Here is a 15,943-nt window from a genome sequence, read left to right on the forward strand (position 1 = left end):
CCCTGTTACATTAAGTTATCTGCGTCATCCAAACGCAATAATCCAATCGGAAACGCCTCGATGTCCGCCCAGGCCGCCCGCGCCCCCTCCCCGCAACCGCCAATTCTGCTGCGCGAAATAGTAGGCCCCATCGCGGTCCTGACGCTGAACCGCCCGGCCGCCCGCAACAGCCTGTCGGAAGCGATGATCGCCAGCTTACACGCCGAGCTCAACGAGATCCGCGACGACAAGGCAATCCGCGGCGTCGTGATCGCCGCCAACGGCCCCGCCTTCTCCGCCGGCCATGACATGAAGGAGCTGACCGCGCGCCGCACTGACCCGGATCGCGGCCGCGCCTTCTTCGCCGAGATGATGACCGCCTGTAGCGCGATGATGCAGGCGATCGTGCATCTGCCCAAGCCCGTGGTCGCTGCGGTCCAAGGCATCGCGACCGCGGCCGGCTGCCAGCTCGTCGCGAGCTGCGATCTCGCCATCGCGTCGGACGAGGCGAAGTTCGCGACGCCCGGCGTGGACATCGGCCTGTTCTGCTCAACGCCGATGGTGGCGCTGTCGCGCAACGTCCCGCGCAAGCAGGCCATGGAGATGCTGCTGACCGGTGAACCGATCCCGGCCGACCGCGCCCGCGAGATCGGCCTCGTCAACCGCGTGGTGCCCGCCGGCTCCGAACTCGGCGCCGCGATCGAGCTCGCGCAACAGGTCGCGCTCAAATCAGCCTACACCGTCAAGCTCGGCAAGGAAGCATTCTATCGCCAGGCCGAGATGAGCCTTGCGGATGCCTATCGCTATGCGGCAGAGGTGATGACCGAGAACATGATGGCGCGTGACGCCGAGGAAGGCATCGGCGCCTTCATCGAGAAGCGCACGCCGACATGGCGGGATGAATAGAATCGTCATTGCGAGCGAAGCGCAGCAATCCAGAAATCCCACCGCGGACGCAGTCTGGATTGCTTCGTCGCTTCGCTCCTCGCAATGACAGCAAAAGAAGAGCCAATGAACCACGACGCCTATCCCGACAATTACATCCGCGCCATCCTCAACAGCGTGAAGTCGATCGCGATGGTCGGCGCGTCGCCGGTCAATGTGCGGCCGAGCTATTTTGCGTTCAAATATCTGGCGCAGCGCGGCTACGACATGATCCCGGTCAATCCGGGCCATGTCGGCAAGGAGTTGCTGGGAAAGCCCTTCGTCGCCTCGCTGTCCGACATCGAGCGTCCCATCGACATGATCGACATTTTTCGCAACTCCAGCCACATCATGCCCGTGGTCGAAGAGGCGCTCATGCTCGATCCGCTGCCGAAAGTGATCTGGATGCAGCTTGGCGCACGTGACGATGTGGCGGCCGCGAAGGCGGAATCGGTCGGTATCAAGGTGGTGATGAACCGCTGCCCCAAGATCGAATATGGCCGTTTGTCGTCCGAGATCTCCTGGATGGGCGTGAATTCGCGCACATTGAGTTCCAAGCGCGCGCCGGCACCGACGCAAGGCATGCGGCTATCCCTCAATCGGATGAGTGTCGGCGGCGGCGACACCGCGGCCTCCGATCGCGCGGCAAGAAACAAGACCGAGCAAAGCTGACGCAATAAATTTCCGCTGCGCGAACGTGACAATCGTGGCGCGGTGATGTGAAGCAGCGGCTTGACGGGAGCCGCGGCGCCGATCAGCATGCCGCGCGATTTCAGACCATGAGAACAGGACGCCCCCAATGAGCGATCGCCTTCCGGGATTTTCAACGCTCGCCGTGCATGCCGGTGCACAGCCCGACCCCACCACCGGCGCGCGCGCGACTCCGATTTATCAAACGACCTCTTTCGTCTTCAATGACGCCGACCACGCCGCCTCTCTGTTCGGCTTGCAGGCGTTCGGCAACATCTATACCCGCATCGGCAATCCCACCAACGCAGTGCTGGAAGAGCGCGTCGCTGCGCTCGAAGGCGGCACCGCTGCGCTCGCGGTGGCCTCCGGCCATGCCGCGCAGGTCGTGGTGCTGCAGCAATTGCTGCAGCCCGGCGACGAGTTCATCGCCGCGCGAAAACTCTATGGCGGCTCGATCAACCAGTTCACGCATGCGTTCAAGAGTTTTGGCTGGAACGTGGTGTGGGCCGATTCCGATGACATCGCCAGCTTCGAGCGCGCCATCACCCCGCGCACCAAGGCGATCTTCATCGAGTCGATCGCCAACCCCGGCGGCAGCATCACCGACATCGAGGCGATCTCGACGGTGGCGCGCAAGGCGGGCGTGCCGCTGATCGTCGACAACACGCTGGCCTCGCCCTATCTGATCCGCCCGATCGACCACGGCGCCGACATCGTCGTGCACTCGCTGACGAAATTCCTGGGCGGCCACGGCAATTCGCTCGGCGGCATCATCGTCGACGCCGGCACGTTCGACTGGTCCACGGGCGGCAAATACCCGATGCTGTCGGAGCCGCGGCCCGAATATCACGGCATCCGGCTCCAGGAGACCTTTGGCAATTTCGCTTTCGCGATCGCCTGCCGCGTGCTCGGCCTGCGCGATCTCGGCCCTGCGCTCTCGCCGTTCAACGCCTTCATGATCCTCACCGGCATCGAGACGCTGCCGCTGCGCATGCAGAAGCACTGCGACAACGCCAAGGCAGTCGCCGAATTCCTCGCCGGCCATCCGGCGGTGGCCTCGGTCAGCTATGCGGGCTTGGCGAGCGACAAGTACAATCAGCTCGCGCGCAAATACGCGCCGAAGGGCGCGGGCGCCGTGTTCACCTTCAGCCTGAAGGGCGGCTACGATGCCGGCGTCAGCCTGGTGTCGAAACTGCAGCTGTTCTCGCACCTCGCCAATGTCGGCGACACCCGCTCGCTCGTCATCCACCCAGCCTCGACCACGCACAGCCAGCTCGACGACGCCGCCAAGGTGAAATCCGGCGCCGGCCCTGACGTGGTCAGGCTCTCGATCGGCATCGAGGACAAGGAAGATCTGATCGCCGATCTGGAGCAGGCGCTGGGAGCTTAGTCGCCTGGGTCGTTCCGGGGCGCAGAAAATGCGCCCAGGTTAACAGTCGTTAACCATACCTGCCCCATACATCGTCCTTGGATCGCCCTTTTGATTCGGAGCCGACGATGCTGCGCTGGATGGTGCCTGCCCTTGCGGCGATGCTGACGGTCTCAAGTGCGCTCGCCGCCGATCTCCCGGCCACGCCGAAGCGGCGGGCCGCGGCTCCGCTGCAGGAGCCGCCAAAGGTCTATGTCGAGACCGATCCGGATGCGCTGATCTCGCCGGCCTATGGCATCGGCAGCTACATCCGCAACCTGCCGGGCACGCCGCTGCTGCCCGGCTCGCACACGCTGCCGGGCTATTACGGCCGTCCGTGGGACTACGATTATCAGGGCTCGTATTACGGCGGGAAGCAGGTCGACTATTTCTGGCGCCTGCCCTACTCGTGCGGCATCTACGGCTATTGCTGATCAGCCGGCCTGACCAAGCGGAACCACGCGCGTCTGCGCCTCGGCAGGCTGCCGTGAGGCCAGCCGCTCCACCTGCATCACCGTAAGCGTCAGCACTGCGATCGCCATTGCCTGGTGCGACAGCGCGAGATTGATCGGCACCTGGTTGAGCAGCGTGAGGATACCGAGCACCGCCTGCACGCTCACGGCCGCCAAGAGCCAGAGCGCACCACTCGCCGCTGAGCCTGCGCGCGAACGCACGGCATCGATCGCATGCAGCGCCGCCAGCGCGAACAGCGCATAGGCGGTCATGCGGTGCTCGAACTGCACCGTCAGCACGTTGTCGAACATGTTGCGCCACCACGGCGTCTCGAACCACAGCCGCTCGCTCGAGGGAATGAACGCGCCGTCGATCTGCGGCCAGGTGTTGTAGGCGCGCCCGGCGCGCAGCCCCGCGACCAGCGCACCGAAATAGATCTGCACGAAAGTCACGACGAGCAGCAGCGCGCTGGTGAAGCGCAGCCGCGCGGGCGCTGCGATCGGCGGCCGCTCTGCGAGCCGCCGGACCGTCCAGACGATACCGGCGAAGATCAGCAGTGCGAGCACCAGATGCGTCGCCAGCCGGTATTGCGAGACCTCGACACGTTCCGTCAGGCCCGAGGCCACCATCCACCAGCCGACCGCGCCTTGAAGTCCGCCGAGCGCGAACAGCAGCCACAGCCGCCGCTTCAACTCACCCGACAGACCGCCGCGCCATAGGAAGAACAGGAACGGCAGCAAATAGGCGGCACCAATGAAGCGGCCGAGCAGCCGGTGGCTCCATTCCCACCAAAAGATCTCCTTGAACTCGGACAGGCTCATGCCCGCATTGAGCTCGCGATATTGCGGGATTTTCTTGTAGGCCTCGAACGCGTCGGTCCACTGCGCTTCCGACAGCGGCGGAACGCTGCCCGTCACCGGCTTCCACTCGACGATCGAGAGGCCGGATTCCGTCAACCGTGTCGCCCCGCCGACCAGCACCATCAGCGCGATCAGCGCGGCCACGGAAATCAGCCACCAGCGCACGGCGCGATACGGCTTGGTCGGGGCGGAAATCGGCGTCATTCGGGGCGAACCCAAGCCTTGAACTAAAGATGCTTGAACCGGACTGCATGGCCCTTATAGTCCCCCGCTTCCGCAGCGCAAGTTACGCGAAAGACCGCGACATTCCGTCATGACGATCCGCACCCGCAAGTTCCTCGGCGCCATCCTGCTCCTGGTGCTGGCCACCGTCTGGGCCCTGCTCGGCATGGCAGCGGCGCAGATGCCGTGGATCGCCGAGTCCGGCTGGCGGCAGGCGATCTATTACGTGGTGGTCGGCATGGGCTGGGTGCTACCGGCGATGCCGATTGTGAGCTGGATGCAGCGGCCCGATCGCGTCAAGTCTGGCTCGTAGCGCTGCCCGTCGGTTTCACCGGCGCATAGGCAGTACCCGAGACCAGCACGCGCAACATCCGCAGCGAGCGCACGCGTCCGTCCCAGGAAATTCGCGGCAGCGCGCGCAGATTGGTGCGCCCCTCCGCATCCACGATGCCCGGGATCGTCGACACCGCACTGGCGAAGCCGGCCTCCTCCGCCATCACGACGTGGCTGCGCCGGAAGGACGAGCGATCGCCGAACGGAAAGGCGAGATGCCTGATCTCGCGGTGGAAGGCCGATTCCGCGACCGCCTTGCCCATGGTCATCTCGCGCAACGCGGCCGCGTCCTTCATGTTGGCGAGAACGGGATAGTTCACGGTCGCGCTGCCGATCGTGACGAGAGGATCGGCCGCCAGCTTCGCCAGATCCTCCCAATCCATCGATGCCTCACGCGAGAGCGCCGCGAGATCGATCCGGTAGCGCGTGCAAAGATCGGCGATCGCAACCGACAGATCTGCCGGCGACAGCGAGCGCAGCCAGCCTTCGAGATGCGAGAACAGCGCCTGCTTCTCGGCATTGCCTGTGACGGTGAAGCGCTGCTCCTTCTCGCCCATCATCAGGCTGACGCGGCTCTCGCGCGAGATCACCTGCTCCAGGCCGAGCCACCAGGCATCACCGACGCCGTCGGGAAACGCGGTCGGCACATAGATCGTGAAGGGAACTGCGTGGCGCGCCAGCGCCGGATAGGCGAATTGGATGAGATCCTTCGGCACGCCGTCGAAGGTCAGTGCAGCGAAGCGCCGCGTCTCCGGCAGCGTCACCGCGCGCCGGCAGACCTCGTCCATGCCGATGATGTCGTAGTTCCAGCGCTTCAGCGCGCGGATGGCGCGGTCGAGGAATTGCGGGGTAATCTCGTGCTCGCGCAGCGGCTGAAACGCGCCGCGTCGCCGCGGCCGCACATGCGCAAAGCGCAGGATGGCGCCGGCCCCGCGACCGCGTAGCGCCGCCCGGCCGGTGAACCAGGTCAGCTCAAGGCGCAGCCGTTCCAGCCATCTGTCGTCGGATGCCAATATCCCACCTTCACGCCCGCCGGCGGTCCCTTCCCTCTCTTATAGTCATTACCCTTTGTTGACATTTCTTTGCAAAGGTCGGCCACAGGCCGAAGTACGTATTTTTCGTTTTCTCGACAGGTTTCGTGAATGACCATGGCTGCGGCGATGCAAAGCCGGACGGCAGAATCGCCAGCGCGGTCTAATGCGAGCCGTATCGCGCATGTCGATATCGTCACCGATCTCGGCGCGGCCGAAGCGGTCTGGCGCGCATTCGAGGAGTCCGGCCACCTCTTCACCCCCTACCAGCGCTTCGACCTGCTCAGCCCGTGGCAACGGCTGGTCGGCGGCTGCGAAGGTGCCCGCCCGTTCATCGTCATTGCCCGCGACGCCGAGCACCGGCCGCTGCTGCTGCTGCCGCTCTCGTTGCGGCAAAGCCACGGCGTGCGCACCGCCTGCTTCATGGGCGGCAAGCACACGACCTTCAATATGGGCCTGTGGAACGCCGAGTTCGCGGCACAGTTCGGTGCGGCGGATCTCGATGCGCTGCTTGCGCCGCTGCGCGAACATGTCGACGTGCTCTCGCTGACGCAACAGCCGCTGCGCTGGCTCGACCAGCAGAACCCGTTTGCGGCCCTCCCGCGCCAGAGCGCGATCAACGGCTGCCCGCTGCTGGTGATGGAGCCCTGCGGCCCCCCCGCATCGCGGATCAGCAATTCCTTCCGCCGGCGCCTCAAGAGCAAGGAGAAGAAGCTCCAGGCGCTCGCCGGCTACCGCTATCACCTCGCCACCACCGACGCGGACGTCACCCGCCTGCTCGACTGGTTCTTCCGGGTCAAGCCGGCGCGGATGGCCGAGCAGAAGCTGCCGAACGTCTTCGCCGAAGCGGGCGTCGAGCAGTTCGTCCGCAGCGCGTGTCTCGCGCCGCGCGGCGAAGGCCGGGTCATCGACATCCACGCGCTCGAATGCGACGAGGACGTGATCGCGATCTTCGCCGGCGTCGCCGATGGCCAGCGCTTCTCGATGATGTTCAACACCTACACGATGTCCGAGCACGCCCGCTACAGCCCCGGGCTGATCCTGATGCGCTACATCATCGACCGCTACGCCGAGCGCGGCTACCGCTCGCTCGACCTCGGCATCGGTTCGGACGAGTACAAGCGGATGTTCTGCAAGGACGACGAGGACATTTTCGACAGCTTTGTCCCCCTGACCTCGCGCGGAAAGCTCGCGGCGATGGCGATGTCGTCGCTCAGCCACGGCAAGCGGCTGGTGAAGCAGAACCAGATGCTGTTCGACCTGGCGCGACGGCTGCGGCAGGCGTTCGGGTAGATATTCCCACTCGCGAGCTGCCCTTCCCTTCTCCCCTTGCGGGAGAAGGTGGCGCGAAGCGCCGGATGAGGGGTATCTATCCTCAGGCTCAAAAGACAGTGGGGCCTGGCGAGAGAGACCCCTCACCCGTCTCGCCGCTACGCGGCGATCCACCCTCTCCCACAAGGGGAGAGGGGAAGAAAGATCACGCCGCTACCACGCGCAGCGTCTCTGCCCCGTTCGTCGGTTGCACGGGCTTGCTCAGCATCGTCACCTCGCTGAAGCCGACGGCGCTGAGCTGCTCGCACATCGATGTGCGCGCATCCGGCGCCATCGCGGCATCGGGCACCACGACGGCGCGGGCATGCGCCGTCAGGAGCTCCGCCGGAAGGTCAGAGGCGCTGCCGGCGTCGAGCAGCACGTGGTCGTAGGCGCGGAGCAGCGCGTCGATCGCGAGCGTCACGCGCGGCGACTGGAGGAGGCTGCGGTCGAAGCCGGGACGGCCGGCCATGACCAGATGCAGCCGCGAGAGCTTGTCGCGGGTGATAATTTGCGCGAACGAGGCCTCGCCCTGCATCAGCTCGGCAAGGCCGGGCGCCGAAGCATCGACGGACACCGCCGCAATCGTCGGCGAGGACGCGGCGAGATCGACCACGACCACCCGCGCATCGCGCGCCAGGTGCCGGGCCAGTGTCAGCGTCGACAGCGTGATGGCCTCACCCGAGGCGGTGCCGAGCACCGTAACCTTCTTCGCCGCCGCGCCGGCGGCGCGCAGGCTATCGGCGAGGTGGCCGATCTCGGCGAATTCGCTGACATGGGCATCGACTGCCATCTCCGGCTGGAGCGGCACGGGATCATCCATCACCGGCTCGGCGATCGGATCGACCACCGGTTGGACAAATGGTTCCCGCCTGACCGCCGCCTGCGTTTGCGCCGGCATCAAGACGGCCACCGCGCGCGGCGCGGTCTGGCGCAGCAGCTCGCCGGTGACGACGACGCCTGACGAGAGCAGCAGCGTCGCGATCGTCGCGATCAGCACGATCGGCAGCTTCTTCGGATAGGCCGGCATATTCGAGACGATCGCGCGCGAGATGATGCGGCCTTCCGCCGGTGCGGTATCGATGCTCTCGCGGGTGCTGGCCTCGCGGTACTTGCCGAGATACGTCTCGAGCAGATCGCGCTGCGCCTTGGCCTCGCGCTCGAGCGCACGGAGCTGGACATCCTGACCGTTGGTCGAGGTCGCCTGCTTCTTGAGTTGCTCGAGACTCGCTATCAGGCCGTCGACCCGGCCGCCGGCAATGCGCGCGTCGCTTTCGAGCGAACGGGAGATCTTGGCCGCTTCATCGCGGATCTGATTGTCGAGGTCCCCGAGCTGGGCCTTGAGCTCCTTGATCCGCGGGTGATTGCCGAGCAGCGTGGATGATTGTTCGGCGAGCTGCGCACGCAGCGTCACCCGCTGCTCGGACAGTCGCCGCATCAGCTCGGAGTTCACCACTTCGGATGCTTCGATCGGCTTGCCGCTCTGGAGCATCTCCTTGATCAGCCGCGCCCTGGATTCCGCATCCGCCTTCATCGAGCGCGCATTGTTGAGCTGGGTGTTGACCTCGCCCATCTGCTGGTTCGACAGCGTGGTGTTGTTGGTGCCGACGAAGAGCGACGACTTGGAACGAAAATCCTCGACCTTGGCTTCGGCGTCGGAGACCTTCTTGCGCAGATTCTCGATCTCGCCCGAGAGCCACTGGCTGGCATTGCGCGCCTGGTCCTGGCGCGCATTCTGCTGGAGCACGAGATAGCCGTCGGCGATCGAATTGGCGACGCGCACTGCAAGCTCGGGATCCTGCGACTGGAATTCGACCACGATCACGCGCGACTTGTCGACGGCGTAAGCCTGGAGCCGCTCGTAATAGGCATCGAGCACGCGCTCTTCCGGCGTCATCGAGAACGGATCGCGACCGATGCCGACCAGTGCCGCAAGCGACTTCAGCGGCGAGATGCCTTGCAGCACCGGATCGAATTCGGGGCGTTCCGCGAGCTTGTTCTTCTTGATGATCTCGCGCGCGAGATCGCGCGACAACACCAGCTGCACCTGGCTGGTGACGGCCTCGGCATCGAGCGCCTGCCGCTCCTCGGTGCTGCGGTCGCTGCTGGGACGCAGGAAGACGTTCTCGCGACCGTCGATCAGGATGCGCGACTCCGACTTGTAGCGCGGCGTGATGAGATTGACGATTGCGATGGAGACGACGAGCGCGAGCACCGTCGGCACGATGATCCAGCCGCGTTTGCGGGCAAGTGCGCCGCCAAGCGCGTGCAGATCGATGTCACCGGATTCGACAGGCGCCTGCTTCGCCGCAACGGGCGCAGGCCTTGCTTCAACCTTGGGTGCTGCTTCGGCTTTGGGCTTCGCAACAGCCCGCTCGACCACAGCCTTGTCCTTGCCGGCACGCCAGAACGCTAAACGCATCGAACACTCCCGCAGGGCAACGCTGCGACTCTACCTCAACCGGGGCGATTACACTCCATTAAGGTTGCCGCTGGGTTAATCGCGCCACGCTGCGAGCGACGCAGGCGCGCTCGTCATCGTTTGTTAACCACGAGGGCTCTTAATCCATCTCGATATTTCGAGAATTGTTCGAGCATTCGCCGTCGAGCGCTGGTTCTGATCATGCCCCCCTCTCCCGACCGGCCGCTCCGCATCCTGCACGCCGTCCGCGCTCCGGTCGGCGGCATCTTCCGCCACATCCTCGACCTCGCCAACGGCCAGGTCGATCGCGGTCATCACGTTGGCATCCTCGCCGACAGCCTCACCGGCGGCGAGCGTGCGGACAAGGCGCTGGCCGAGCTTGCCCCGCGGCTGAAGCTCGGCGTACATCGGCTGGCGATCCGCCGTGAACCTTCGCCTGACGACTTTCTGGTGTGGCTGCGGATGCGGCGCATGATCGCCGAGCTCAAGCCCGACGTCCTGCACGGCCACGGCGCCAAGGCCGGCGCCTTCGTCCGGATGCGGCGCCGCTCGGACGACAGCATCCGCATCTACACCCCGCACGGCGGCTCGCTGCACTATCCTCTGAACACGCTCAAGGGCGAGTTCTACGCGCGGCTCGAACGCACGCTGATGGACGCGACGGATTTGTTCCTGTTCGAGAGCGCCTTTGCCCGCGACACCTATCAGCGCATTGTCGGCACGCCCAAGGGCGTGGTGCATTGCGTCTTCAACGGCGTGACGCCGGAAGAATTCGAACCTGTTGTCACCACTGAGGATGCCACCGACCTCGCCTATGTCGGCGAGTTCAGGCACATCAAGGGCGCGGATCTGCTGGTCGATGCAGTCGGGCGACTGCACGAAGGCGGCAAGAAGGTCACGCTCACGCTCGGCGGCGACGGCGAGGAGACGGCGGCGCTGAAAGCGCAGGTCGAAAGGCTCGGCCTCACCAGCGCGATCCGTTTCATCGGCCACGTCAAGGCGCGCTACGGCTTCTCCAAAGGACGCCTGCTGGTCGTGCCCTCGCGCGGCGATTCCATGCCCTATGTCGTGATCGAGGCCGGAGCCGCCGGCATTCCCATGATCGCGGCCCGCGTTGGCGGCATCCCCGAGATTTTCGGACCCGAAAGCCCCGCCCTGTTCGCGGCGAGCAACGCCGGGGCCATGGCAGAAGCGATTGCCGCCGCGCTCGACGATCCGCAAGGCACCGCGCAGCGCGCGTCGTCCTTGCGCGAGCGCATCTCCGCGCATTTCTCGCAAGCCGCGATGGTTGACGGCGTGCTCGCGGGTTATCGCGGCGCATTTACCAATCACTAACCATCCTTAAGGCCCGCTTTAGAGAATCTTCCGATTTGTCCGATAATCCAGATGCCAGGGGATGCTCGCCCGGGGCGCAAAGTCGCGGCCCGCGGGTTTTTGGAATGGACGTGGACGCCCGTGGAACCGCTCAACGCACGCTCGATGCTCGATGCCGCGACGACCGCCGCGGCGAGGCCCGCTGACCAGCCCTTCGTCGAGCGCCGCCGCCGCCTGACGCCGGCCGCGCTCGAAGTCGTCAACCAGAAGGTCGCCCGCGCTTATTCGCCGATCGTGATCACCGGCTTCGTGCGCGTGGCCGATTTCACGCTGCTGAGCCTTGTCGGCATTGGAGTTTATCTCGGCTATGTCATGCCGCTTGTCGGCTTCAGCTGGGTCTATCCGGCCGAGATCGTCGCCGTCGCGGTCGCCGCCGTGGTCTGCTTCCAGGCCGCCGACATCTATCAGGTGCAACTGTTCCGCGGTCAGTTGCGGCAGATGACGCGGATGATCTCGTCCTGGTCGTTCGTCTTCCTGCTGTTCATCGGCATCTCCTTCTTTGCCAAGTTCGGCAGCGAAATGTCACGGCTGTGGCTTGCCGCCTTCTATTTCCTCGGGCTCGCCGCGCTGATCGCCGAACGTCTGATGCTGCGCTCGCTGGTGCGTGCCTGGGCACGCGAGGGCCGGCTCGACCGCCGCACCATCATCGTCGGCTCCGACAGCAACGGCGAGCAGCTGGTCGAGGCGCTGAAGGCGCAGGAGGATTCCGACATCCACGTGCTCGGCGTGTTCGACGACCGCAACGACAGCCGCGCGCTCGACACCTGCGCCGGCGCGCGCAAGCTCGGCAAGGTCGACGACATCGTCGAGTTCGCCCGCCGCACCCGCGTCGATCTCGTGCTGTTCGCGCTGCCGATCTCGGCGGAAACGCGCATCCTGGAAATGCTGAAGAAGCTCTGGGTGCTGCCGGTCGACATCCGCCTCTCCGCCCACACCAACAAGCTGCGCTTCCGTCCCCGCTCCTATTCCTATCTCGGCGAGGTGCCGACGCTCGACGTGTTCGAGGCGCCGATCACCGACTGGGATCTGGTGATGAAATGGCTGTTCGACCGCGTCGTCGGCAGCCTCGCGCTGCTTGCAGCCCTGCCGGTGATGGGACTGGTGGCGCTGGCGGTGAAACTCGACAGCCCCGGCCCCGTGCTGTTCCGCCAGAAGCGCTTCGGCTTCAACAACGAGCGCATCGACGTCTACAAATTCCGCTCGATGCATCACCACCAGGCCGACCCGACGGCATCGAAGGTCGTGACCAAGAACGATCCGCGCGTCACCCGCGTCGGCCGCTTCATCCGCAAGACCAGCCTCGACGAGCTGCCGCAGCTGTTCAACGTGGTGTTCTCCGGCAATCTCTCGCTGGTCGGCCCGCGTCCGCATGCGGTGCAGGGCAAGCTCCAGAGTCGCCTGTTCGACGAAGCCGTCGACGGCTATTTCGCCCGCCACCGCGTCAAGCCCGGCATCACCGGCTGGGCCCAGATCAATGGCTGGCGCGGCGAGATCGACAACGAAGAGAAGATCCAGAAGCGCGTCGAGTTCGACCTCTATTATATCGAGAACTGGTCGGTGCTGTTCGACCTCGTCATACTCCTGAAGACGCCGGTCTCGCTGCTGACCAAGAACGAGAACGCGTATTGAGTTTGCTGGCCTCGAGCCAGACTGTCATCGCCCGGCTTGACCGGGCGATCCAGTAATCGCCGGCAGCGGGAACTGCCACGAACGACTCGGAGTACTGGATGCCCCGGTCAAGCCGGGGCATGACGGCGGAAGTTGTTTGGACGAGTAGCGTGGGCGTATCATGGCGTATGCGGCGACAGCCGGTGGAGTGAACATTGCCGCACCGGCTGCGCCCGGCGTGCTGGCGCTCCAGCGCGCGATGGTGTGGCTGGTCGGCGCCTCCGGTGCGATCGTCTTCATCGAGCCCAGCCCCTACGAGATCGTGACGCTGCTCGCCACCGTCACCTTCTTCGCCACCGGGCTCCGCCTGCGGCTCGCGCTGATGCCGCTGATCCTGATGCTGGTCCTGCTCAATGTCGGCTACACGATCAGCACGATCCCGCTATTCGAGCAGCCCGAGGTGGTGAGCTGGATCGCGACGTCCTGGTACATGGCGGTAACAGTCGTCTTCTTCGCGATGGTCACATCCGAGGACACGGCGGCCCGACTCGACATGCTCCGCCGCGGCCTCGTGGTCGGCGCAATGATTGCCTCGCTGTCGGCGGTCGCGGGCTATTTCCACCTGGTTCCCGGCGCAGACGATCTGCTCACCCTCTACGGACGCGCGCGCGGCACGTTCAAGGACCCGAATGTGCTCGGCGCGTTCCTGATCCTGCCGGCGCTGTTCGCGCTGCAGAGCGTGGTCTCGGACAAGCTGGCCAAGGCCTTCCGCAACGTCTTCGCCTTCGGCATCATGTCGCTGGCGATCCTGCTCGCCTTCTCCCGCGCCGCCTGGGGCGGCCTCGTGCTGACCGCAGCCTTCATGCTGGCGCTGATGGTGCTGACCAGCCGCACCAACGCGCAGCGCTCGCGCATCGTCGTCATGGCGATCGTCGCCGCAGTGCTGGGAATCGCGCTGATCGCCGTGCTGCTGTCGTTCGACTCCACCGCCGAGATGTTCAAGCAGCGCGCGAGCTTCGACCAGAGCTATGACGAAGGCCGCTTCGGCCGGTTCGGCCGGCATATCCTGGGTGCAGAGATGGCGCTCGACCTGCCATTCGGCATCGGCCCCCTGCAATTCCACCGCTTCTTCCCCGAAGACACCCACAACTCCTATCTGAACGCCTTCATGTCCGGCGGCTGGCTCTCCGGCATGTGCTATCCCGCGCTGGTCTTCACCACTGTCATCATGGGTATCAGGCACATCTTCGTCCGCGTGCCCTGGCAGCGTGCCTATCTCGCCGTCTTCTCCGCCTTCGTCGGCACCGTCGGCGAGAGTTTTGTGATCGACACCGACCATTGGCGGCACTTCTGGATGATGCTGGGCGCAATGTGGGGCATGATCGCGGCTGCGCAGATCTACAAAACTAGGGCTGGCGACGAAGCTTCTTCAATTTGAGATCGGGCCGCTTCTCCGGCGGCGTGTCGAGCAGGCTCTTCAGCGCTTCGGTTGCCGCGAGCACACCCTTGTAGCCCTCGGTCGCGAATCGCAGCAGCAGACGCAGTTCCTGGTCGGAATAGGTGCCAAACACCTTCTCCATCGCCTGCTGCATCGGAACGTAGAGCTGGCCGATCTTCATGGCCTGCTCCGGCACGACGGAAATAAAGACCTTGCGGCGGTCTTTCTCGTCCCGCTCGCGGCGCACCAGGCCAGCCTTCTCGAGCCGGTCGACCACGCCGGTGATGGCGCCGGTGGTCAGCCCGGTGACCTCGGCGAGCCGGCCTGCGGTGACGCGTCCCTCGAGATAGAGGATGTCCATGCATTCGAGGTCGGAATTGGCAATTCCGGCAACATTCGCAACGGTCTGGCCATAGAGCACGCCCTGCGCGGAGGACCTGCGCATCGCCTCCTCGAGCTCTTCTAACAACGCCGTGCGCGCCTTCGTCCTTGACAAGGCTCACCTCATATCTTAGTCGATATATATCTTAGTCACTAAGAGATTTAGCGACCGTAATTTCTCCTAGCACCACGGAAACGTCGGGAGCAAGCCATGTCCAACCGTCCTCGCAAAGCCCTGATCATCGGCGCCGGCATCGCCGGGCCCGTCGCCGCGATCCTGCTGCGCCGCGCCGGCATCGAATCCGCGATCTACGAGGCCTGGCCCTACTCGAAGGGCATCGGCGGCGGCCTTCAGATCGCGCCGAACGGCATGCACGTGCTGGACGAGATCGGGCTTGCGGGCGAGCTGATCAGCCGCGGCTCGGTCGCGGAGTCCTTCGACTTCTATTCGCAGGGCGGCGAGCGGCTCGGCTCGATCAACCGCGACATGGAGCGGCGCTTCGGCCAGCCCGCCGTCAACGTCTGCCGCGCCACGTTGAACGAAATCCTGATCGACAAGGCCTGGTGTGCCTGCGTCTCGCTCTATTTCGACAAGCGCCTGATCAAGATCGAAGACCGCGGCGACCAGCCGATTATCGCCTACTTCTCCGACGGCACCACCGCCGAGGGCGATTTCCTGATCGGCGCCGACGGCGTGCACTCGATCGTGCGCCGCCAAGTGGTGCCAGACGGCCCGCAACCGTTCGACACCGGACTGATCGGCTTCGGCGGCTTCGTGCCCCACGCCGTGCTCGACGGTCGATCAATCGGCCGGCACGTCGAGACCACGTTCGGCCAGAGAGGCTTCTTCGGCTATGGCTATTGCAGCCCGGATCCGAACGACGGTGTGATGTGGTGGAGCACCCAGCCTGCACACGGCATGGATGCCGCGATGTTCCGCGCGCTCGACCCGGCGACGTTGAAGCAGCATTTGCGCGGCTTCCATCACGGCTGGCACGATCCGATCCCTGCCATCATCGACGCCGCCGAGAATATCGTTGTCACCGACACGCTCGATGTTGCGACCCTGCCGACCTGGTCGCGCAAGCGCTCGCTGCTGATCGGCGATGCCGCGCACGCAACCAGCCCTCACGCCGGCCAGGGCGCCTCGCTGGCGCTCGAGGATGCGATGCGGCTCGCTCGCCTGATGCAGGAGGGCCAGGAGCTCAGCGCCACCTTCCAGGCTTTTGAGGCCGAGCGCCGCCCGCGCACCGAGAAGATCGTCGCGATGGCGCGCCGCAACGGCAACAGCAAGCGCGAGTTCAGCGCCACCGGCGCGTGGATGCGCAATCAGATGATGAAATGGCTGCTGCCGCTGGGCTCGAAGGGTATGGAGTTCATGTACGCGTATGATGCGCGGGCGGGGTAGCGATTGACGCTGTCATGCCCCGCGAAGGCGGGGCATCCAGTAGGCCGCGGCTTCTCGGCTCGATCACTGCTGTCTCTGGAATACTGGATCGTCCGGTCAAG

General features: G+C 65.1%; 14 protein-coding genes. 10 read left to right on the forward strand and 4 right to left on the reverse strand.

From position 1 onward, the window contains the following. The first annotated feature begins 60 nt into the window (after nt 1–60). The 4 genes from B5V03_RS20015 (at nt 61) to B5V03_RS20030 (ending at nt 3,435) form a co-directional block, all read left to right on the forward strand. Nucleotides 61–885: an enoyl-CoA hydratase gene (locus B5V03_RS20015; RefSeq protein ID WP_129272125.1), complete on the forward strand. Its 825-nt coding sequence runs from the start codon at nt 61–63 to the stop codon at nt 883–885. Between the two features lie 105 nt (nt 886–990). Further along, nucleotides 991–1,575 carry a CoA-binding protein gene (locus B5V03_RS20020; protein ID WP_129272126.1) on the forward strand — a complete coding sequence of 195 codons (585 nt, stop codon included), beginning with the start codon at nt 991–993 and terminating at the stop codon, nt 1,573–1,575. Nucleotides 1,576–1,702: 127 nt separating this feature from the next. After that, nucleotides 1,703–2,983: an O-acetylhomoserine aminocarboxypropyltransferase gene (locus B5V03_RS20025; protein WP_129272127.1), complete on the forward strand. Its 1,281-nt coding sequence runs from the start codon at nt 1,703–1,705 to the stop codon at nt 2,981–2,983. A gap of 107 nt (nt 2,984–3,090) precedes the next feature. Then, nucleotides 3,091–3,435: a hypothetical protein gene (locus tag B5V03_RS20030; RefSeq protein ID WP_129272128.1), complete on the forward strand. Its 345-nt coding sequence runs from the start codon at nt 3,091–3,093 to the stop codon at nt 3,433–3,435. Here B5V03_RS20030 and B5V03_RS20035 read toward each other — a convergent pair whose 3' ends face one another. Further along, the gene (locus tag B5V03_RS20035; protein WP_129272129.1) at nt 3,436–4,518 is read right to left on the reverse strand and encodes a COX15/CtaA family protein; all 1,083 of its coding nucleotides are present in this window, start codon (nt 4,516–4,518) and stop codon (nt 3,436–3,438) included. A gap of 109 nt (nt 4,519–4,627) precedes the next feature. Here B5V03_RS20035 and B5V03_RS20040 point away from each other — a divergent pair, with 109 nt between their 5' ends. Continuing rightward, a complete protein-coding gene (locus tag B5V03_RS20040; RefSeq protein ID WP_018320088.1) occupies nt 4,628–4,849 on the forward strand; it encodes a DUF2842 domain-containing protein in 222 nt (73 codons plus the stop codon). Here the strand turns inward: B5V03_RS20040 and B5V03_RS20045 are convergent. Beyond that, nucleotides 4,833–5,882 (reverse strand): polysaccharide deacetylase family protein, encoded by a 1,050-nt coding sequence (locus B5V03_RS20045; protein ID WP_129272130.1) that lies wholly within the window; start codon nt 5,880–5,882, stop codon nt 4,833–4,835. The two genes, B5V03_RS20040 and B5V03_RS20045, sit on opposite strands and share 17 nt — an antisense overlap. Nucleotides 5,883–6,011: 129 nt before the next feature. Between B5V03_RS20045 and B5V03_RS20050 the strand changes: the two genes are divergently transcribed. Next, on the forward strand, nt 6,012–7,193 hold the full coding sequence (locus tag B5V03_RS20050; protein WP_129272131.1) for a GNAT family N-acetyltransferase: 1,182 nt from the start codon (nt 6,012–6,014) through the stop codon (nt 7,191–7,193). A 184-nt stretch (nt 7,194–7,377) separates the two neighbouring features. Here the strand turns inward: B5V03_RS20050 and B5V03_RS20055 are convergent, their stop codons facing one another. Beyond that, nucleotides 7,378–9,633, reverse strand: a complete 2,256-nt coding sequence (locus B5V03_RS20055; protein WP_129272132.1) for a GumC family protein — start codon at nt 9,631–9,633, stop codon at nt 7,378–7,380. 201 nt (nt 9,634–9,834) lie between these two features. On the opposite strand from B5V03_RS20055, the gene B5V03_RS20060 reads away from it, so the two are divergent. The 3 genes from B5V03_RS20060 to B5V03_RS20070 all read left to right on the forward strand — a co-directional run bounded on the left by B5V03_RS20060 (nt 9,835) and on the right by B5V03_RS20070 (nt 14,053). Then, nucleotides 9,835–10,968: a glycosyltransferase family 4 protein gene (locus tag B5V03_RS20060; protein WP_129272133.1), complete on the forward strand. Its 1,134-nt coding sequence runs from the start codon at nt 9,835–9,837 to the stop codon at nt 10,966–10,968. 120 nt (nt 10,969–11,088) lie between these two features. Continuing rightward, on the forward strand, nt 11,089–12,636 hold the full coding sequence (locus tag B5V03_RS20065) for an undecaprenyl-phosphate glucose phosphotransferase (RefSeq protein WP_129272134.1): 1,548 nt from the start codon (nt 11,089–11,091) through the stop codon (nt 12,634–12,636). Nucleotides 12,637–12,796: 160 nt separating this feature from the next. Beyond that, a complete protein-coding gene (locus tag B5V03_RS20070) occupies nt 12,797–14,053 on the forward strand; it encodes an O-antigen ligase family protein (protein WP_164988148.1) in 1,257 nt (418 codons plus the stop codon). Here the strand turns inward: B5V03_RS20070 and B5V03_RS20075 are convergent. Then, nucleotides 14,022–14,498, reverse strand: a complete 477-nt coding sequence (locus B5V03_RS20075) for a MarR family transcriptional regulator (protein WP_129272392.1) — start codon at nt 14,496–14,498, stop codon at nt 14,022–14,024. The two genes, B5V03_RS20070 and B5V03_RS20075, sit on opposite strands and share 32 nt — an antisense overlap. 147 nt (nt 14,499–14,645) lie before the next feature. On the opposite strand from B5V03_RS20075, the gene B5V03_RS20080 reads away from it, so the two are divergent. Then, on the forward strand, nt 14,646–15,842 hold the full coding sequence (locus B5V03_RS20080; protein WP_129272136.1) for an FAD-dependent monooxygenase: 1,197 nt from the start codon (nt 14,646–14,648) through the stop codon (nt 15,840–15,842). Nucleotides 15,843–15,943 lie beyond the last annotated feature (101 nt).

Source organism: Bradyrhizobium betae (assembly GCF_004123905.1).
GTDB lineage: Bacteria > Pseudomonadota > Alphaproteobacteria > Rhizobiales > Xanthobacteraceae > Bradyrhizobium > Bradyrhizobium betae_A.